Annotated in this window: 13 protein-coding genes; 8 read left to right on the forward strand and 5 right to left on the reverse strand. The window is 70.8% G+C overall.

Annotated elements, in window-relative coordinates; all coding sequences use genetic code 11:
- Nucleotides 1-15: 15 nt before the first annotated feature.
- The gene (locus tag J4709_RS40735) at nucleotides 16-828 is read right to left on the reverse strand and encodes an SDR family oxidoreductase (RefSeq protein WP_307802001.1); all 813 of its coding nucleotides are present in this window, start codon (nucleotides 826-828) and stop codon (nucleotides 16-18) included.
- Nucleotides 829-919: 91 nt separating this feature from the next.
- On the opposite strand from J4709_RS40735, the gene J4709_RS40740 reads away from it, so the two are divergent.
- Nucleotides 920-1,525, forward strand: a complete 606-nt coding sequence (locus J4709_RS40740; protein ID WP_208249945.1) for a TetR/AcrR family transcriptional regulator — start codon at nucleotides 920-922, stop codon at nucleotides 1,523-1,525.
- Between the two features lie 451 nt (nucleotides 1,526-1,976).
- Here J4709_RS40740 and J4709_RS40745 read toward each other — a convergent pair whose 3' ends face one another.
- Nucleotides 1,977-2,804, reverse strand: coding sequence for a mycofactocin-coupled SDR family oxidoreductase (locus J4709_RS40745; protein ID WP_208249946.1), 828 nt, complete (start codon nucleotides 2,802-2,804; stop codon nucleotides 1,977-1,979).
- Between the two features lie 113 nt (nucleotides 2,805-2,917).
- Here J4709_RS40745 and J4709_RS40750 point away from each other — a divergent pair, with 113 nt between their 5' ends.
- The 4 genes from J4709_RS40750 to J4709_RS40765 all read left to right on the forward strand — a co-directional run bounded on the left by J4709_RS40750 (nucleotide 2,918) and on the right by J4709_RS40765 (nucleotide 5,896).
- Entirely contained in the window at nucleotides 2,918-3,523 is a 606-nt protein-coding gene (locus J4709_RS40750; protein ID WP_208249948.1) for an acyl-CoA-like ligand-binding transcription factor, read from the forward strand.
- 1,012 nt (nucleotides 3,524-4,535) lie between these two features.
- Complete coding sequence (locus J4709_RS40755) at nucleotides 4,536-5,456, forward strand: transglutaminase-like domain-containing protein (RefSeq protein WP_208249950.1); 921 nt, start codon at nucleotides 4,536-4,538, stop codon at nucleotides 5,454-5,456.
- A 147-nt stretch (nucleotides 5,457-5,603) separates the two neighbouring features.
- A complete protein-coding gene (locus J4709_RS40760) occupies nucleotides 5,604-5,768 on the forward strand; it encodes a hypothetical protein (protein WP_208249952.1) in 165 nt (54 codons plus the stop codon).
- Nucleotides 5,756-5,896, forward strand: coding sequence for a hypothetical protein (locus J4709_RS40765; protein ID WP_208249954.1), 141 nt, complete (start codon nucleotides 5,756-5,758; stop codon nucleotides 5,894-5,896). The genes J4709_RS40760 and J4709_RS40765 overlap by 13 nt, the downstream gene beginning before the upstream one ends.
- Nucleotides 5,897-5,948: 52 nt before the next feature.
- Here the strand turns inward: J4709_RS40765 and J4709_RS40770 are convergent, their stop codons facing one another.
- Nucleotides 5,949-10,139 carry a hypothetical protein gene (locus tag J4709_RS40770; protein WP_208249956.1) on the reverse strand — a complete coding sequence of 1,397 codons (4,191 nt, stop codon included), beginning with the start codon at nucleotides 10,137-10,139 and terminating at the stop codon, nucleotides 5,949-5,951.
- A gap of 181 nt (nucleotides 10,140-10,320) precedes the next feature.
- Here J4709_RS40770 and J4709_RS40775 point away from each other — a divergent pair, with 181 nt between their 5' ends.
- The gene (locus J4709_RS40775) at nucleotides 10,321-10,458 is read left to right on the forward strand and encodes a hypothetical protein (protein WP_208249964.1); all 138 of its coding nucleotides are present in this window, start codon (nucleotides 10,321-10,323) and stop codon (nucleotides 10,456-10,458) included.
- Between the two features lie 18 nt (nucleotides 10,459-10,476).
- On the forward strand, nucleotides 10,477-11,571 hold the full coding sequence (locus J4709_RS40780; protein ID WP_307802006.1) for an MFS transporter: 1,095 nt from the start codon (nucleotides 10,477-10,479) through the stop codon (nucleotides 11,569-11,571).
- A 175-nt stretch (nucleotides 11,572-11,746) separates the two neighbouring features.
- Here J4709_RS40780 and J4709_RS40785 read toward each other — a convergent pair whose 3' ends face one another.
- Complete coding sequence (locus tag J4709_RS40785; protein WP_208249975.1) at nucleotides 11,747-12,772, reverse strand: M4 family metallopeptidase; 1,026 nt, start codon at nucleotides 12,770-12,772, stop codon at nucleotides 11,747-11,749.
- Nucleotides 12,773-13,144: 372 nt separating this feature from the next.
- Nucleotides 13,145-14,431: a pentapeptide repeat-containing protein gene (locus J4709_RS40790; RefSeq protein WP_208249977.1), complete on the reverse strand. Its 1,287-nt coding sequence runs from the start codon at nucleotides 14,429-14,431 to the stop codon at nucleotides 13,145-13,147.
- A 346-nt stretch (nucleotides 14,432-14,777) separates the two neighbouring features.
- On the opposite strand from J4709_RS40790, the gene J4709_RS40795 reads away from it, so the two are divergent.
- Nucleotides 14,778-15,530 carry a maleate cis-trans isomerase family protein gene (locus tag J4709_RS40795; protein ID WP_208249979.1) on the forward strand — a complete coding sequence of 251 codons (753 nt, stop codon included), beginning with the start codon at nucleotides 14,778-14,780 and terminating at the stop codon, nucleotides 15,528-15,530.
- The last annotated feature ends 354 nt before the right edge of the window (nucleotides 15,531-15,884 follow it).

Here is a 15,884-nt window from a genome sequence, read left to right on the forward strand (position 1 = left end):
TCCTCCTGGAGGTGGTCAGAGGGTCATCGCGGTCGGCTGGGCGTCGGGGCGCATGGCGGCGTCGGTGCCGCCGTCGACGAACAGGACCGCCCCGGTGGTGAAACGGGCCTCCGGCTTGAGGAACTGGTGCACCCAGAACGCGATGTCCTCCGGATGGCCGAAGACGCCCAGCGGCATCGGCGTCGGGAACTCGTCGGGATCCGTCTCGGCGGCCGTGCCGGTCGAACCGAGCATGAGCGGCGTGAGCACGGCACCGGGGGCGATCGCGTTCAGCAGCACTCCGCGCCGCGCCCAATCGGCCTGGACGGCGGTACGACGTACCCAGCGGGCCAGGGCGAACTTGGACGTGGCATAGGCGCCGACGCTGGGTGCCATCTCGATGACCTCCGGGGGCATGGCGCTCTGCACGGCGCGGGCGCGTTCGCGGGCGGCTTCCTCGTCGCCGGCCAGCGCGAACTCCGCCAGGTCCTCGTCGATCAGAGGCACGGTCGTCGCCGAATTCGACCCGATCACCACGGCACGGCCGGCCCCCGAACGCACCAGCGCCGGGCGCAGGCCCTCCAGCAACGCCACCGGGCCGAAGTAGTTGATCGACATGACGGCGGCCGCGTCGCGCATGTTCGGCCCGACCCCGGCGATGGCGGCGACGCCGTCGAGCACGCCGCCGGCGGCGGCGAGGATCTCCTGGACCGCCGTGCGCCGCCCCTCGTCCGTACCGAGGTCGGCCACGACGTCCGCGCCGTGGAGGTCGACACCGATCACGGTGTGTCCCGCGTTCCTGAGCAGCCCGGCGCTCGCGGCGCCCATGCCGGAGGCGGATCCTGTCACGGCGAACGTTCCCATGAGCCCAGACGTCCCTTCAATCGACTTTCAATCACTGATTGAATGCTGATTGCAGCCTATGTGATGCAATGTGGTCATGCCAGCCGTCCCCACGACCACCCGCGACCGCCTCCTCGACGCCGCCGAACGCCTCTTCCTGGAGAAGGGGGCCGAGCAGGTGTCGGTCCGAGCGATCAACTCCGCGGCCGGGCTGAACCCGGGCGCGGTGCACTACCACTTCGGATCGCGGGAGGGGCTCGTCACGGCACTGCTGGAACGGGAGTTGCTGCCCCTGTGGGCCGAGCGGCTGGAAACGATCGCCGAGCGTTCGGCGACCGACCCGGATCGCGGACCGGGCCCCGAGGTCAACGCTCTGGTGGCGGCGATCGTCGAGCCGTTCGAGGAGCTGTCCACGACGGCCAAGGGCCGGATGCTGTGCCACCTGCTGGCCCGCTTCGTGCTTCCCGGCCTACGGCCGTCGAGCGTGTCCCCCTGGTTCAGCCAGGTGCCGTTCGAGGTGATGCTCGCCCGCGCCATGCCCGAACTGCCGGCACGCGAGATCGCCGATCGGTGGCGGCTGGCCTTCACCCTCCTCCTGGATATCTACGGGCATCCGCTCACCCCCACACCCGCCGCCGCGAGCACGCCACCGGAAACCGGCACCGTCATCTCGTTCCTCACCGCAGGTCTGACGGCTCCCTGACCCCCGAAATCCTTCTGACCCTCCTCGGGGCGGTACCGCCGAGCTGCCGGCTTTGGTGATCGACGGCGCTTCGAGCGTGCGCCCGCCGTCCCAGCACGACCGTCTTACGTGCGGTGTTCAGCCCGGTGACCCGCACACCGCGCTCCATGTCCAGACCGCGATCCGCATAGGGAGCGGCACGCCCCGTTTCGGATCGTCTTCCTGGACGAGCAGCGACTCCGACAGCGGCGCTCTGTCGTAAGGCTCATCTGTCTCCTCGCCGACCAACGTGAGGGGCCGTCGTACCCCAGCCGGCGCAGCCGCTCGGCGGTACTCAACCTGGCGCCGACAATTTACGAACCTCCCCGCGGCCGGTCAGAGCGGAAGGCTCGCAGAGCCCGCGTTGCCAAGGGCGTTGCGAACGGCTGCCCGGCCCGCCTGGCGCGGACCGGGCGGCTGCGCTGGACACGGCCTACAGTGATCCGCCGGCGTCGATGACGTGGGTGGCGCCGGTGACGTACTTGGCGTCGTCGGAGACCAGGTGCAGGACGGCGTGGGAGATGTCCTCCGCCTCGAGCGCGGCGACCGGAAGCCGGTTGAGGGTCCGCGCCGCCTCCTCGAAGTCGGCGCGGGTCGGGTTCTCCAGGTCGGGGCGGAACAGGCGGTAGGTGGCTTCGTTGAGGATCATGTCGGTCGCGACAGTGGTCGGGTGGACGGTGTTGACCCGGATGCCGTGCGGGGCCAGCTCCTTGGCCATGACCTTCATGAGCATGACGAGCCCGGCCTTGGCAGCGGAGTAGTGGGCGGTGTTCTCGTTGGCGTAGATGGCGGCCAGGGAACTGGTGATGACGACCGCGCCGCCGCGGCCGCCGGCGATGATGTGCGGGACCGATGCCTTGAGCGACTTCCACACCCCGGTCAGGTTGATGTCGATCATGTCCTGCCAGGTGTCGTCGCTCATCTCCAGCGTCGGGGCCGGGGTGGAGATGCCCGCGTTGGCCAGGACGATGTCGAGCCGGCCGAACGCGTTGACGCCCTCCTCGACGGCCCGGGCCAGTGCCTGGGAGTCACGGACGTCGGCGTCTCGGGCGAGGATCCTGCGGCCGGTGGCCTCGACGAGCCGGACCGTCTCGGCCAGGTCGCCGGCGGTGGCCAGTGGATAGGGGACGCTGCCGACCTTCGCGGTGGTGTCGATGGCGATGATGTCGGCGCCCTCGCGCGCGAGTGCCACCGCGTGGCTTCGGCCTTGGCCCCGTGCCGCTCCGGTGATGAAGGAGACCTTGCCGTCCAGCTTGCCCATGACCAGCTCCCGTCCCGGTTCAGAGGATGTCGGCACAGGTTATGGCGCACTGTGTCATAAGTCCAGGGATCCGGTGTGCGCTTGCTGAGTGGACGGCATGCGACCATCGGGGAATGGCCCCTTCCCAGCAGCGCCGCGCGGGGGCGGACCGCGGCGGCCGTCCCGCCCTGACGAGCGCTCACGCGCTCGCGGAGATCGCGCAGAACCTGTTCCTGGAGAGGGGCTTCGAGGAGACCTCCGTCGACGACATCGCCACGGCGGCCGGGGTCAGCCGTCGCACCTTCTTCCGGTACTTCTCCACCAAGGCCGATGTGCTGTGGGTCGAGTCGCCGGCCGAGTTCGCCAGGCTCCGCGAGGAACTCGCGGCCGCTCCGCTGAGCGAGCCCTACAACGAGGTGCTCTGCCGCTCGGTGCCCCGGGCCCTGCACCACCCGCCCGAGCACAGGACATGGGCCCTGCAGAGGGCCGAACTGATCCTCAACGTGCCGGCGGTCCAGGAGAAGGCCGCCGCACGGCACGCCGGATGGCGCCGCATCGCGACCGAGTTCGTCGCCGAACGGCGCGGCACGGGCGTCGACGACCTCGTGGCGATCGCCGCCGGACACGCCGTCCTGTCGGCCACGCTCGCCGCCCACGAATACTGGCTGGCGCACACGGAACAAGAACTGCCGGACATCATGAGCCGCATGCTGGAACTCCTGATCCCGCGAGCGCGGTGACCCCCCCGACGCCCACGAAATGCCGGCAGGGTCGCCGCGCGTTAGGCTACGCCGACCGTTGAGATCGCCGCTGGTGCCGTTCGTCGGCCGCCTTTGCTGGTCTTGGCGACCGAGTACGTCCTGTACCTGGCGGCGATGCCGGTCATGGGGCTGCACGTCGACCGGTCCACCAACCTGCGAGCGGTCTTGGTGATCTCTTAGGTGCGTGCCGCAGCCGGTCAGCTCGGCGAGGCGGCCCTGCTGCTGACCGGGGTCCGCGACGCCGTGCCGATCGCCGTCGCCGCTGGCGCCGGGGCGGTCGCGGCGAGCCTGTCGACCGTCACCGGGATGCGGCTCGTCCCGCAGCTTCTCGACCGTCATCTGCTGCAGCAGGCGAACGCGACCTTGCGGGTCGTGCAGATGTCGCTAGGGCGGCGGCCTCTGCGTCAACAGGGAGCCATCGCCAGAGCCCCCCGTAAAGGGCGGAGCCCGCCTATGGCGCTAGACCAATCCAGCAGGACGCCACCTGCCACGACTCGGGTCCGGGGAGGAGGACGCTGCGCCGGGTGCCGTTGCGGGCGAAGCAGCAACCGACGGCATGGCCCCGGCGGCTGAGGTCCGCCAGCGGCGTCCTCGGCTCCTCCAGCGTCCTGGCCCTCGGCTCGACCTTCGGGGCGGGGACTGACCGCGATCATGTGCCTGATCGTCTTCCTGGCTTTCACCGTGCTGAGCGTCGCCAGGTTCATGGTGATGGCGTTCCCTCGGAACGGTCACCGGAAGAGTTCGCGTCGCTCAGCCGGGTCGCGGAACGTGCCGGGAAGGCCAGCTCCACGCGATCCCGTAGGCCCGCCTGGACGCGGAGGCCGGCGGGGCCCGCCGCCAGCCTGGGCCGCTTCAAGGGGCACAGCGCCTATTGGTGCGAGGGATGTACTGCTGTTGTTGGACGACCGTCTCGACATGGTCGGCGGGAATTTGGCAGCCTGGGATCGTCATCTGATCGAGCATGTGACCGGTCCTTCTGCAGGAGACGACCATGCCGTCCAACCCCTCGCTCGCGTCGACCGTCGCCACCTTCTACGCGGCTCAGAGTGGATTCTCCTCGCCCGGGCGCCACGAACGGCTCTATGACGACCTGCCCGCTGCCCCCGCCCGGCTCGCCGAGATCACGCGTGGGCTGATGATCCACCGCGTCGAGGGGGATCTGTTCGGCTATGACGTCCCACCGGACCGGCTCCACGACGATGCCGAGACCCGCTACCTCGACGACATCTTGACCATCATCACTGAGCGAAACCCGGCGTCGCTGACGCGACCGCGCGCTTTCGCCGATCGGTTCGTTGGCGTCTGCCGCGATTTCTCGCTGCTGTTTTGCTCGTTCCTCCGCCATGCGGGCATCCCGGCGCGTCTGCGGTCCGGCTTCGCCGACTACTTCGGCTCCGAAGGCTTCCATTTCGACCACATGGTCACCGAGTACTGGGACGACCGGCACGGCTGGCGGCTGGCCGACGCCCAGCTGGCCGACCCACGCGTCACTACCGCGTTCGCGATCGACTTCGATCCCATGGACGTCCCCAGGGACCGCTTCCTGGTCGCCGGCGCCGCCCTGCAACTCATCCGCTCGGGTGACGCCGACCCTCAATCCTTCGGTATTCCCCTGCCTGATCGGCTGCTCGCGGGGGAATGGTTCGTGATCGGCAATGTGCGACTCGACCTCGCCGCGCTCAACAAGGTCGAGACGCTGCTCTGGGACACCTGGGGAGCCGGAACCAGCAGCGACGACGACCTCACCGATGACATCCGCGACCTTTATCACCAGGTCGCACTCCTGACCAGCGACGAGGTCCGCTTCGATGCCGCACGCATCGCGTTTGCCGACAACGAGAACCTCCGGACACCATCAACAGTGCTGTCGCTGGCGCCGTTCAACGGCCCACGCCACGTCACCCTCCGCTGAGCTCACGGCCCGCCATCTCGTGAAGACATCAGCCTGCTCGGTGCCTGGACAAGGTGGTCAACGGTCAACTCCGAACCCCGTCCACCACTGGGGTATCTCAGGGCGCGCCGCGAATACGTGGCCGCGAAGGCGAGGTCGGCCAGTGTCGTGGAGAACGCGCCGATTCCGTTCACCGCTGGATCGGCGCTTGAGATGACCACCGCGGTGTGCGCGGCAGCTCCCGTGCTCGCGCAGGGGCGGGAGGAGATCCAGAATTCGCGCCAGGTGCCGATGGTCTCGACGCCGGAGAACGGGACTTCATGCTGGACCTGAAGGCCGCCTACGTCGAACTGGAGTTCAGCCGCCCCCGCCACCGTCATTCGCGGCGACCCACATCGTTCGTTCGCGTTCAGCGGTCGCCGGGGCGGGCGCTGATTTCCGGCGTGCCGGCGGAGGTGTGACGGTGCGGAGGGACGGGGCCGCGCGTCCCTCCGCGCCGAGCTCCTACTTCGTCTACTTCGCGCGGCTCCGCCAGAAGTCGGCGAACAGTTCGTGCAGCGGGGCGGGCGGCAGGACGCTGATGGCGTACGGGTACACGCCGGAGCCCCGCGCCTCGTACGCGGCGAGCTTCGCGCTTTCCAGCGGCAGTCCCCACGAACGCCAGTCGGTCCAGCGTCCGGGGATGAACGCCGAGCGGCCGGCGCGGGCGCGCTTGCCGAGTTCGACGAGTCCGGCGGCGGCGAGGCCGACCTGTGCCGCCTTGTGCCGGGGCGCGTCCCAGTGGTTCCACCGGCGGACGTTCCGGTCGGTCGGCACGCTCAGGGTGAGCAGCTGGAGGTAGAGCGCGGCGGCGTCCTGCGCGAGGTCGTGCTCGCCGGCGACCTCCGCCACCAGATCGGGGACGCTCAGGAGCGGGTTCGCCTCGAACCCGCCGGGCGGGACGGGCGTGCATCTCGACCGCTCGACCATCCGGTGCAGGCCGCCGCCGCTGAGCAGCACCTCGATCTCGCTGATCTTTTCTCGCAGGTCCGTCAGGCTTCTGGCCGCGCACAGCCGTTCCATTTCCGCGTACTGGTCGTCGTCCGCGAGCCTGGCGGGGCGGAGGAAGTAGTTGCTGGGCCGGGTGGCGCCCTGTTCCCTCCAGGGCGTGTACATCAGCAGGCCGCCGTCGTAGACGACCGGTGGCTCGAGCCCCTCTTCGGCCTCGACGGGGAAGGTGCCGGGGCCGAACACGGTCTCGGGGTCCTTCAGCAGGTCGTCGACCTGAAGACGGAGCACCAGTTCCGGTGCGTTCAGCCGGGCCCGCAGCAGTTCGTAGAGGTCCGCCGCGCCCGCGGTGGCCGGGTCGCCGACGGGACGCTCGGTCAGTGCCCAGGCCACCCGGGCCGCCGCGCTGCGGTACTCGTCCGGCAGGCCGGAGAGCATCCGCACGTCCTTGCGGCCAGAGTCCACGCGCAGCCAGGGCCCGCGTGGGCCCGTCCGTTTCTGGAGGAGGATCCGGCAGTGCAGGTCCTCGGCCAGTGCCGCCGCGGCGGACGGGTCGGCCATCGTGATCGCCTGCGCGTCGCCCTGGCGCAGCCTGGCGTCCAGTTCGGCCGCCATGTCCTCCGGCACCGGGGCCCGCACTCCGACGAGGCCGGCCCATGCCTCCGCCAAGCCTTCGGCCGCCCGGACGGTCCCGCGCTTCTCCCAGAGGGCGGCGGGGTCGTCCGGCAGGCCGGCCGCCAGCAGGCCCAGCCGGTCGTCGTGGCCGAAGCCGCGCAGCAGCCTCCTCGTCTCCTGGTAGAACGCCTCGCCGATCTTGTACGGGGCGCCGCGGTACAGCTTCTCCTCACCGATGTGGGGGGACATCGGGAGCCCCGTCAGCAGCAGTGCGGCGTGCGCGTGCCGCGCGCCGGTCCGGGCGGTGAACGCGGCGGCGGCGGCCTCGTCGAACTTCAGCGGGCCGTGCTCGGCGAACGCGCCGAGGAGGCGGGTCAGCCGGGTCGCGTCGTCGGTCGTGATCTCGACGATCTCGACGTCCTCCGCGTCCGCCGGCACCGGCGCATCCGCGGGCTGGACGAACCGGTATCCCCGGTCCGGGTCGAGGGTGCGCAGGTCGTGGAGCTCCCCGGACGCGGGGCCGGTGACGAGCGTCCGGCCGGCTTCGCGGAGCGGCGCGATGACGGAGCCCGGCGCGGTCCCGCGGCGCCACCGGCCGGGCCGCGCGAACGGGCTCCGCGCCCATTCGCGCAGTAGCACGACGCCCGCGTCCCGCAGTGGCCCGGGATGCGGGCGTCCCACCAGCCGCAAGGCCACGGCGCCGATGCAGCCCAGCAGCGGCGCCCAGTCGAGCGGCCGTTCCGGGACGCTGTCGGCGCGGCCCCGCTCGCCGACCTCGCCGCGCAGGTACGCGCCGGCCGCGGCGATCGAGGTGACCATGGCCGGCTGGTTGGACGGGGTCTCGCGCCAGGGACGGTCCGTGCGGGCGTTGACCAGCCCCCACAGCAGTTCGTGCAGATCGCTGTCGCGCGCGTCGCCGACGGGTTCGACGCGCCCGCCGGAGCGGCGGAACGCGATCCGTTCGCGGATCGTGTCGCGGTGGCGCAGGATGCGCCGCGCCCATGCGACGGCGCCGGCGACGCCGTCCGCGACGCGCGGGTCGGTGACGTCCGGGAGCACCGCTCCGACCTCGGCTCCCTTGAGGAGCTCCTCCACGGCCTCCCGTGAGGCGTTCCGCAGCGCCCGCGACGACGCCTCGTCGCGCGGGACGAAGGCGTCCCAGTACGCGGTCGGCGGCACGAACGCGTGCGCTCCGGTATCGGGATACCTGGCGGGGGAGTGCGCGACCGTCCAGAGCAGTGCCTCGTCGGGGGCGGCCCGCCCGTGCAGGATGCCGTCGCGTTCCGCGACGACGGTGATGCTCTCGGCCGCACCAGGCATCCTGACCGTGGCGTCCGCCCCCGCGAGTTCGTCCGCGCGGACGTCCGGGGCGATCACCTCCCCGGGACGGTCGGCCCAGTAACCGCGCTCGAACGACCCGTACCAGGAGCTGCGCCACGCCACCAGGAACCTGCCGTCGACGTAGCAGACGCGCAGGTCGTACACCTTCTCGTCACGCGGGACGGTGTACTCGCAGGTCCCGCGCCGGCCGTCCCGGTCGAACGCGATCGCGCGCCCGTTCCCGGCCACGGTCAGCACGCCCTGGACGGAGGTGACGGCGTCGAGGCGGCCGACCTCGTCCAGCGCCGCGTCGTAGAGCGGCCAGCCCAGCTCGGCGGGGATCCCGGTGCGCAGCGTCCGCAGCAGGGGTTCGACGACGTCGACGGCGGCGAGTTCCTCGGCGGCCCCGTCGAGGCCGGCGGAGGTGCGCACGTCGAGCAGCCCGTCCAGTTCCGCGACGGTGTCCTCGACCTTCGCCAGACCGGCGCCCGCCGACTGCTCGACCAGGTCATGGAGCCGCGCGAGGACGTTGCGCCGCAGGTCGGCGCTCTCCGGCAGCGTGCTGACCGCGGTGCCGCTCCCGCCCGCCATCCCGGTGCCGTGCTGCTCCAGGTGCGGCCCCAGGACGGGGTGGGCGGCGAGCGCCTTCAGGTCCCGGCGGGGCCGGTCCTCGGCGATCGCCGGGCGGTAGTCACCCGCCTCGAGTTCGATGCCTTCCGCGAGGCACGCGTCGGCGAGGTCGGCGTCCATGTAGTGGAAGCCGACCCGGCCGTGCAGCAGCAGCGGCCGTCCTTCCGCGGCGATCCGAGGCGCGATCCGCGGCAGCAGGTCGTACAGCTCGTCGGGCAGCGCCTGCCGGTGTTTCGCCGAAGGGCCCAGCGCGCCGGGCTCGCAGTAGTGCCACGCGTACTTCTCCACCCACGCCCCGAGGGAGCCGCACGGGACGATACGGCCGTCCGCCATCGCGTCGAGCGCGCGCGCCGCCGCCAGCATGCGCAGCCACTCGCGGCCGTCGCCGCCGTACGGGAACAACTCCGCGATCCCGCGCAGCGCCGCGTCATCCAGCCGCCTGCCCTTGAAGACCTTCGCGGCGGCCTTCAGCAGAGCGGCCGGCACGACCGGCCCGTACGCGGCGCCCACCAGCTTCATTTTCGGACCAGGCGGGTCCGACGCGGCCGACGCCGCCAGGACGTCCCCGAGGACGCGCGCTTCCTCGTCGCCGTCCAGGCTCGCTGCACCCGCCGAGTCCCGCACCTGTTTGTGCAGGTCGGAAGGGAGTTTCGCGGCTCCGCCCGCCACCGCGCACGCGAACCGGGCGAACTCCGCGTGCGCCTCGCCCGCGGGCAGCACCTCGGCGAGCCACGTCCGCTGCTTCGCGATCCGCGCCCCGTCGAACACCCCGTACCGAGCGAACAGCAGGTCGTCCGCCACCCGGTACGCGACGCCGGGGCCGCCGAACCGGGCTCCGGCGGCGCGGGCGCTGCGGTACACCTCCTCCGCCTGCCGCGGATGGCGCTCGCACAGCAGATGCCCGAGCGTGTGGAGGTACCAGGCAAGATGCGCTGAGGGCAGTTCGCCGCGCTGCTTCCGGGCGAAGTCCCCGACCTTCTGGCCGGGTATCAACCCGGCGACGAACCGGCGGGTGGCGGCCATCCGGTCCCGTGCCTCCCGCACTCCGGCGGGATCGTTGGCCCGGACCCATTCCAGGTACACGTCCGAGGACGGGGCATCGGCAGGCGGCATGATCGACATGCCGGACAGGGTGCCGCCCGCCGCTGACATTCCGCTGACATTCGTTGTAATCGGCCCGGCCCCCGCCGAGCCGCCGCGTTACGCGACCGGAACATGCCGCAGCAGGACCAGCACGCCCCTCCGGTGCCTCCCTAGCGGCCTGGCCTGACTTCAATAGCGTCCAGGTCGGCATCGGTCTGACCCGTCCATCGGTCCCGTAACGTGCCCGTCCGTGCCGGTGAAACCCACGCTCGTCAGCGTCCTGGAAGACCCTGCTGTAGCGCCCCTGTTCATCGCCCGTGCGACCTCGGCGACCGGGAACGGCTTCGGACGGGTCGCGCTCGCCTGGGGAGCCTTGCACCTGGGCTAGGGGCCGGGCGGGCTGTCGCTGGTCTTGGCGTGCCAGGCGCTCCCACAACTGCTGCTGGTGCTCGTCGGCGGGATCATCGGTGACCGGGTCCGCCGGCAGTACGTCCTGGTCGGCGCGGACGCCCTGGCGGCCGCGACCTGGACCACACTGGCGGTCTGCTTCACCGGCCGTTCCGCCTCGCTGGCCGTGGTCGCGCCGTTGGCCGTGCTGACCGGTGTCGCCACCGCCATGTTCACCCCCGCTGCGGAGGGGATCGTCACCGACCTGGTGCACCATGAACGGCGGTTCGCCGCGAACGCCCTGCTGCGCCAGTCCACCTCCACCGGGCTCATCATCGGCTTGGCCCTGTCCGGGGTGGTGGTCGCCGCGGTCGGCCCGGCCCCGGCCGCCGCGCTGAACGCCGCGTCGTTCGCGGCCTCGGCGGCACTGCTGACCCGCTTGCGGATCCCGGGCCGCAACCGCGCCGCCGGGCCGCCGGTGAGCGAACTGCGCGACGGCTGGCGGGAGTTCACCGGCCGTCCGTGGCTGTGGGTCCTGTCCCTGCAGTACACCGCGGTGACCGCGGCCTCAGCGGCGTACGCCGGCGTGATCGGGCCGCTGTACGTCGCGGCGGGCAACGGCGGGTCGCGTGCCTGGGGCCTCATGGCCGGCTGCCAGTCGCTCGGCACGCTGCTCGCCGGCAGCCTGGCCGCCCGGCTGCGCCCCGCCCGCCCGATCCTGGTCGCGGCGCTGATGACCGCGCCGTCCGCCACGCCCATGCTGCTGATGGGCCTGGGCGCCCCGTGGATGGCCCTGGCCGTCGTGATGCTGGTGGCCGGGACGTGCCAGACGACGTTCGGGGTGCTGTGGTCGACCACCGTGCAGAACGACGTCCCCGCCGAGGCGATGTCGCGGGTCGCCAGCTGGGATCTCCTCGGCGCGCTCGCACTCGCGCCCCTCGGGCTCCTGGTCGCCGGCCCCATCGCCTCGGCCGTAGGGGTCGAAGGCGCGGCCGCCGGAGCCGCCGTGCTGATCCTCGGTGCCACCTCCGGTGCGGTCATGTCTCCGCACGTACGCCGATTCCGCCCCCACGGCCAGGACGACCAGGAGCCGGTTGAGACGGTCGGAGCCTGACCGGCCTTCAGGAGGCACGGCCGGAATACGCAGGATGGGGATCACCGTGCAGGTCAGCGGGCCGGGAGGCTCCGGGGGTAATCGCTCTTACCCTCGGAGCCTCAAACGAGTCCGTTCCGGACGTCAGGCGCGACGTCGCAGTACACCGCCCCTTTTCATGCCGGCTCTCGTGCGGTCACAGGATGCCGCGAGCGGCGAACGCCGACTGCGCGGCCTGCGCCGCCTGCGATCCGTACAGGCGCTGCGCCGCCGCGACCGTGGCCTGTGCGGCCGCCTTGAACGAGGTGTCCGGCGAGAACGCGAACTGCGCCTCGACGATCAGGGTGTCGGCCTTTGCGGCGCCGAGCGACTGACGGATGTCCCAGAGCGCGCGCGACCAGATCTCGCCGTCGGCGTGGACCTCGCCGACGATGTCCGCGGGGTAGTGCTTCGTGCCGTCCAACCTCCGCAGGCAGTGCGTCGGGCCGGGCGTGTAGGCCACCGAGTCCCAGTCGGCGACGCACGCCTCGGGCGTCTTGGTGGGCACGCCGGTCCTCCAACTGGTGACCGCCACCGCCAGGTAGTCGCCGAACGCCTCGCCGATCGCGCCCGACTCGGCGTTCGTGCCGAACCCGGGGACCTGGCCGTCCTGCACGGAGTGCCCGTACTCGTGGACGATCACTTCGGCGTCCTCGGCGTCGTCCACACCGCCCTTGCCGAACGTGATGTTGGCCTTGTTCCCCTTGAAGAAGGAGTTGTCGCCGCCGTACTGGTTGATCCGCAGCTCGATCTGGCGCTGGTTGACCGGGCGCAGCGCGGATCCGAACCCGAGATGCTGCAGATACCGCTGCGCGGTCGTCACCCAGTAGTACCCCATGACCTGCTCGAACTGGTCGGTGTCACGGTGGTAGGCGGGCAGCGCCCCGCCGGTGATCCGGACCGCCTTGCCGGTCTCGCTCTTGACCGCCACGTACCGTCCGGTCAGCGTCCCCGAGCCGTCGAGATCGGTGAGGGTGACGTTCCGGTAGGCGGGCGCCAGCGCGGCGTAGTCGGCGTCCTTGGCGTCGGTGAGCGACTCGTCGCCGAGCTGCTGGACGGGATTGGGAAAGAAGACGGTCCCCGTGGCGGTGCCGCCGGAGTCCGCGGCCGAGACGGCCGACAGCGATCCCGCAAGGGGAAACGCCATGACGGCCGCCAGGGCGAGACGTTGTGTCCTGCGCATGTGCGGACGCTATGGTCGGTCCATTCGGGAGGACAGGTCCAATTCGCGTCGGGTTCCAAGTCTGTCTGACCCTGCCCGCTGGAGCCCGTGAAGGCTGGCGAACTTTGTTCTGGAACGCCCGCCGCGAACTGATTACTCAAGTCGGGGGAGGGCGCCGGCGGCTCGCGGTGTTGGCCCGCACTTCCTTGAAGCTGGTCGGACCGGTCTGTTCCTGGCAGGTTGGGCACATGGGCCAGAGCTCTGCGTCATGGTCCGGACCGTGCCAGGCATTCCGCTCACGCATCGTGAGCCAATGCAGGCCGGTGGGATCCGGCCGCGCCGTAGCCCGACCAGCATTCTTGACGCCTCCGGTGAGGGCTGCTGTTACTGCCGTCAGCCTCGTCGGACCAGTTTCGCGCGGTCGGCGCTGATCGGCTGTGCATACCAAGGAGCCGGCCACTGCTGATCGTCGTTCGGATAGCCGGCTGCAGCGTCGACAAAACTGGGCTCGTGCTCGAAATGGGCATTGCTGAACATGGCGTCCCCGCTGAACTTAGCGCCGCCGAACCGAGCGTCCCCGCTGAACTTAGCGCCGCCGAACCGAGCGTCCCCGCCGAAGTGGGCGCCGCCGAAGTGGGTGCCGCCGAACTGGGCGTCCCCGCTGAATTGGGCGTCGCCGAACCAGGCGTCTCCACTGAACTGGGCACTGTCGAACCCGGAGTATCCGCTGAACTCGGCGCCGCCGAACCCGGCGTCCCCGCTGAATTGGGCGCCCTCGAACCCGGCGTCCCTGCTGAACTTGGCGTCACCGAACCCGGCGTATCCGCTGAACTGGGCGCCGCTGAACCAGGTGTCCCCGCTGAACTGGGCACCGCCGAACCAGGCGTCCCCGCTGAACTGGGCGTTGGCGAAGGTGGCTTGGGTGGCGTGGCCCTCGATGAAGTCGAAGTCGATCAGTAGGGCGCCGGTGAGATCGATCTGGATGTCGGGCCAGTGGGCTGCGCGGCGGTCTTGGTCAGACGGGCGGGTGAGGTGACGCTTAAGGACGCGTTGGGCAGTGAGCCGGACTTGAAGTTCCTGGCGGGCGACGTCGGCGCCCGGCCCGGCCGCTTGTTGCTCAGCGGTGGAGGGCGCAGGGATGGTGAAGGGCATACGCAGGTAGGCGCAGACGACGTCGATCACGGTTTGGCGGTGGTCAGGGTGGTCTTGAGCGAGGCGTTCCAGGGAGTACAGGCCACCAAGACGGACGGCGGCCTTATCGTGGCCCAATTGCTCGACGGCCTGGCCGTAGAGGTCGGTGACACGTCGTTCAGTGGCGTCGTGTGCCGCGTCCCGAGCGACCTTCTCCGCGTGGGCCTGGACGCGCTCCGCGCGTTCGCCGGCCGCCTCGTCGACGCGCTGGCGGCGGTAGGCGGTGACCAGGGCGACCAGAGCACCGATCCCTGCGACCAAGGCGAACACGAGCTTGAGCAATTCCAGTTGGGCGGTGGTGTCCAGCGGCTTGGGTTTGGCGTGGGACGGTGAGCCCAGCAGCCACAACAGGCCGAACCAGGAGGCGACCAGCAACAGGACGGCGGAACTGAACGCGAGGGTGAGGGCGCGACGAATCGACCACAGCCCGAGAGCCTTGTGCGCGTCCTTGACCGGCAGGTACTCCGGCGTCTCCTCCTGATCGACCATGAATCCGATGCTAAGGAGCGGGGTGGACGTTTTACTCGGCTTCAGCCCAAACGGCCGGCTCCCAGCGTTGACTTTCCGGAGTACTCGTTCGCCCGGACGGTAAGACGGTGTGCAGCCAGATTCGCGCGAACGAGTACTCCGGCCTGCGGGTGCCCCCGAGGCACACAGTTCTGAGCGGTGGCCACTCGCTTCGACGAGCACACTCACACCTTCACCGTCCTACTCAGGGCCGCAGGCTAGGGCCGACATCACCGGCCGAGTTCGGACCTCGTGACATGAGGGTCCGTGGTCGGGTCGCGCATCGGTGACCAGTGTGAAACGGGACGTGTGCGGGCAAAGTGCTCGAATGCGCGCACCGCGGATCGGGCTGCTCTACCCGACACCGGACACCGGCGAGGACGACTTCGCGGCGCTGGCCGCGCGGGTCACTCCCCGCATCGACCTCGATATCGTCTACATGCCGTGGCCGGACGGCGTCGGCGATTTGCGCGACCTCGAAACCGAGGCCACCTACGACGCGGTCCGCCGGCTGGGCGGCGAGGCGCACTTGCGTGCCGTCGTCCCAGAGGCTCTGGCGGCACACGACCCTATCGACGCGGTCGCGTTCGGGGTGTCGTCCGCGAGTTTCCTGCACGGCACCGACGGTGTCACAGCACAGGTGCACACCCTGTCGGAAGTGACAGGAGTGCCGGCGACCAGCACCACGGCAGCCTTCCTGGAGGCCCTGCGGCATTTGCGGTTGCGTCGGGTCGCCCTGGCGTCCGTCTACCATCCGAGCGGTTCCGACCACTTCGTCGACCGCGTCCGTGAAAGCGGCACCCAGGTCGTCCACCGGGTCGATGCCGACGCGCCATCCGACCATGACCTGGCGGCCTGGACGCCCGATCAGATCACCGGACTGGTGCGCGCCGCCGCTCACCCCGACGCCCAGGCCGTCCTGCTCCCCGAGACGGCGTTGCACACCAGTCCGCTCACGTCGCGCCTGGCCGCGGCCGCCGGGGTCCCTGTCTTGACGGCGACCGGCGTCACGGTCTGGGCCGCCTGCCGGCTCCTCGGGCTCATCCCATCGGCCGACGACGCAGGCCCCCTGTTCGCCTGACGCCGAGCCTGCCCGACCAGCTGCGTCTACTACATGGCACCGCCTCCGCCGCCAGCGAGGAAGGCGGCAGCAAGAACCCGCGCTACTCAGGGCAGTACATCGGGGGCGACCGGTTCCGGGTGTGGGTGCTCAACGCGACGGACCCCAAAGGAACCGGGATGGATCTGCCGGCTCGACCGCGACGCCCAGGCGGTCGAACGGCCTGACCGCACCGCCGCCGAGAGCCTGGAGGTGGCGATGACCGCGGACGCGGACATCGTCCGCATCGAGGTCCAACAGTTGGCGAGCATGGAGGTCCAGAACGGCGACATCGACGACATCGTCGAAGACCGCACGCCTCCCGCTCGGGTAACG

The organism is Actinomadura violacea, assembly GCF_017573465.1.
Classification (GTDB): domain Bacteria; phylum Actinomycetota; class Actinomycetes; order Streptosporangiales; family Streptosporangiaceae; genus Spirillospora; species Spirillospora violacea.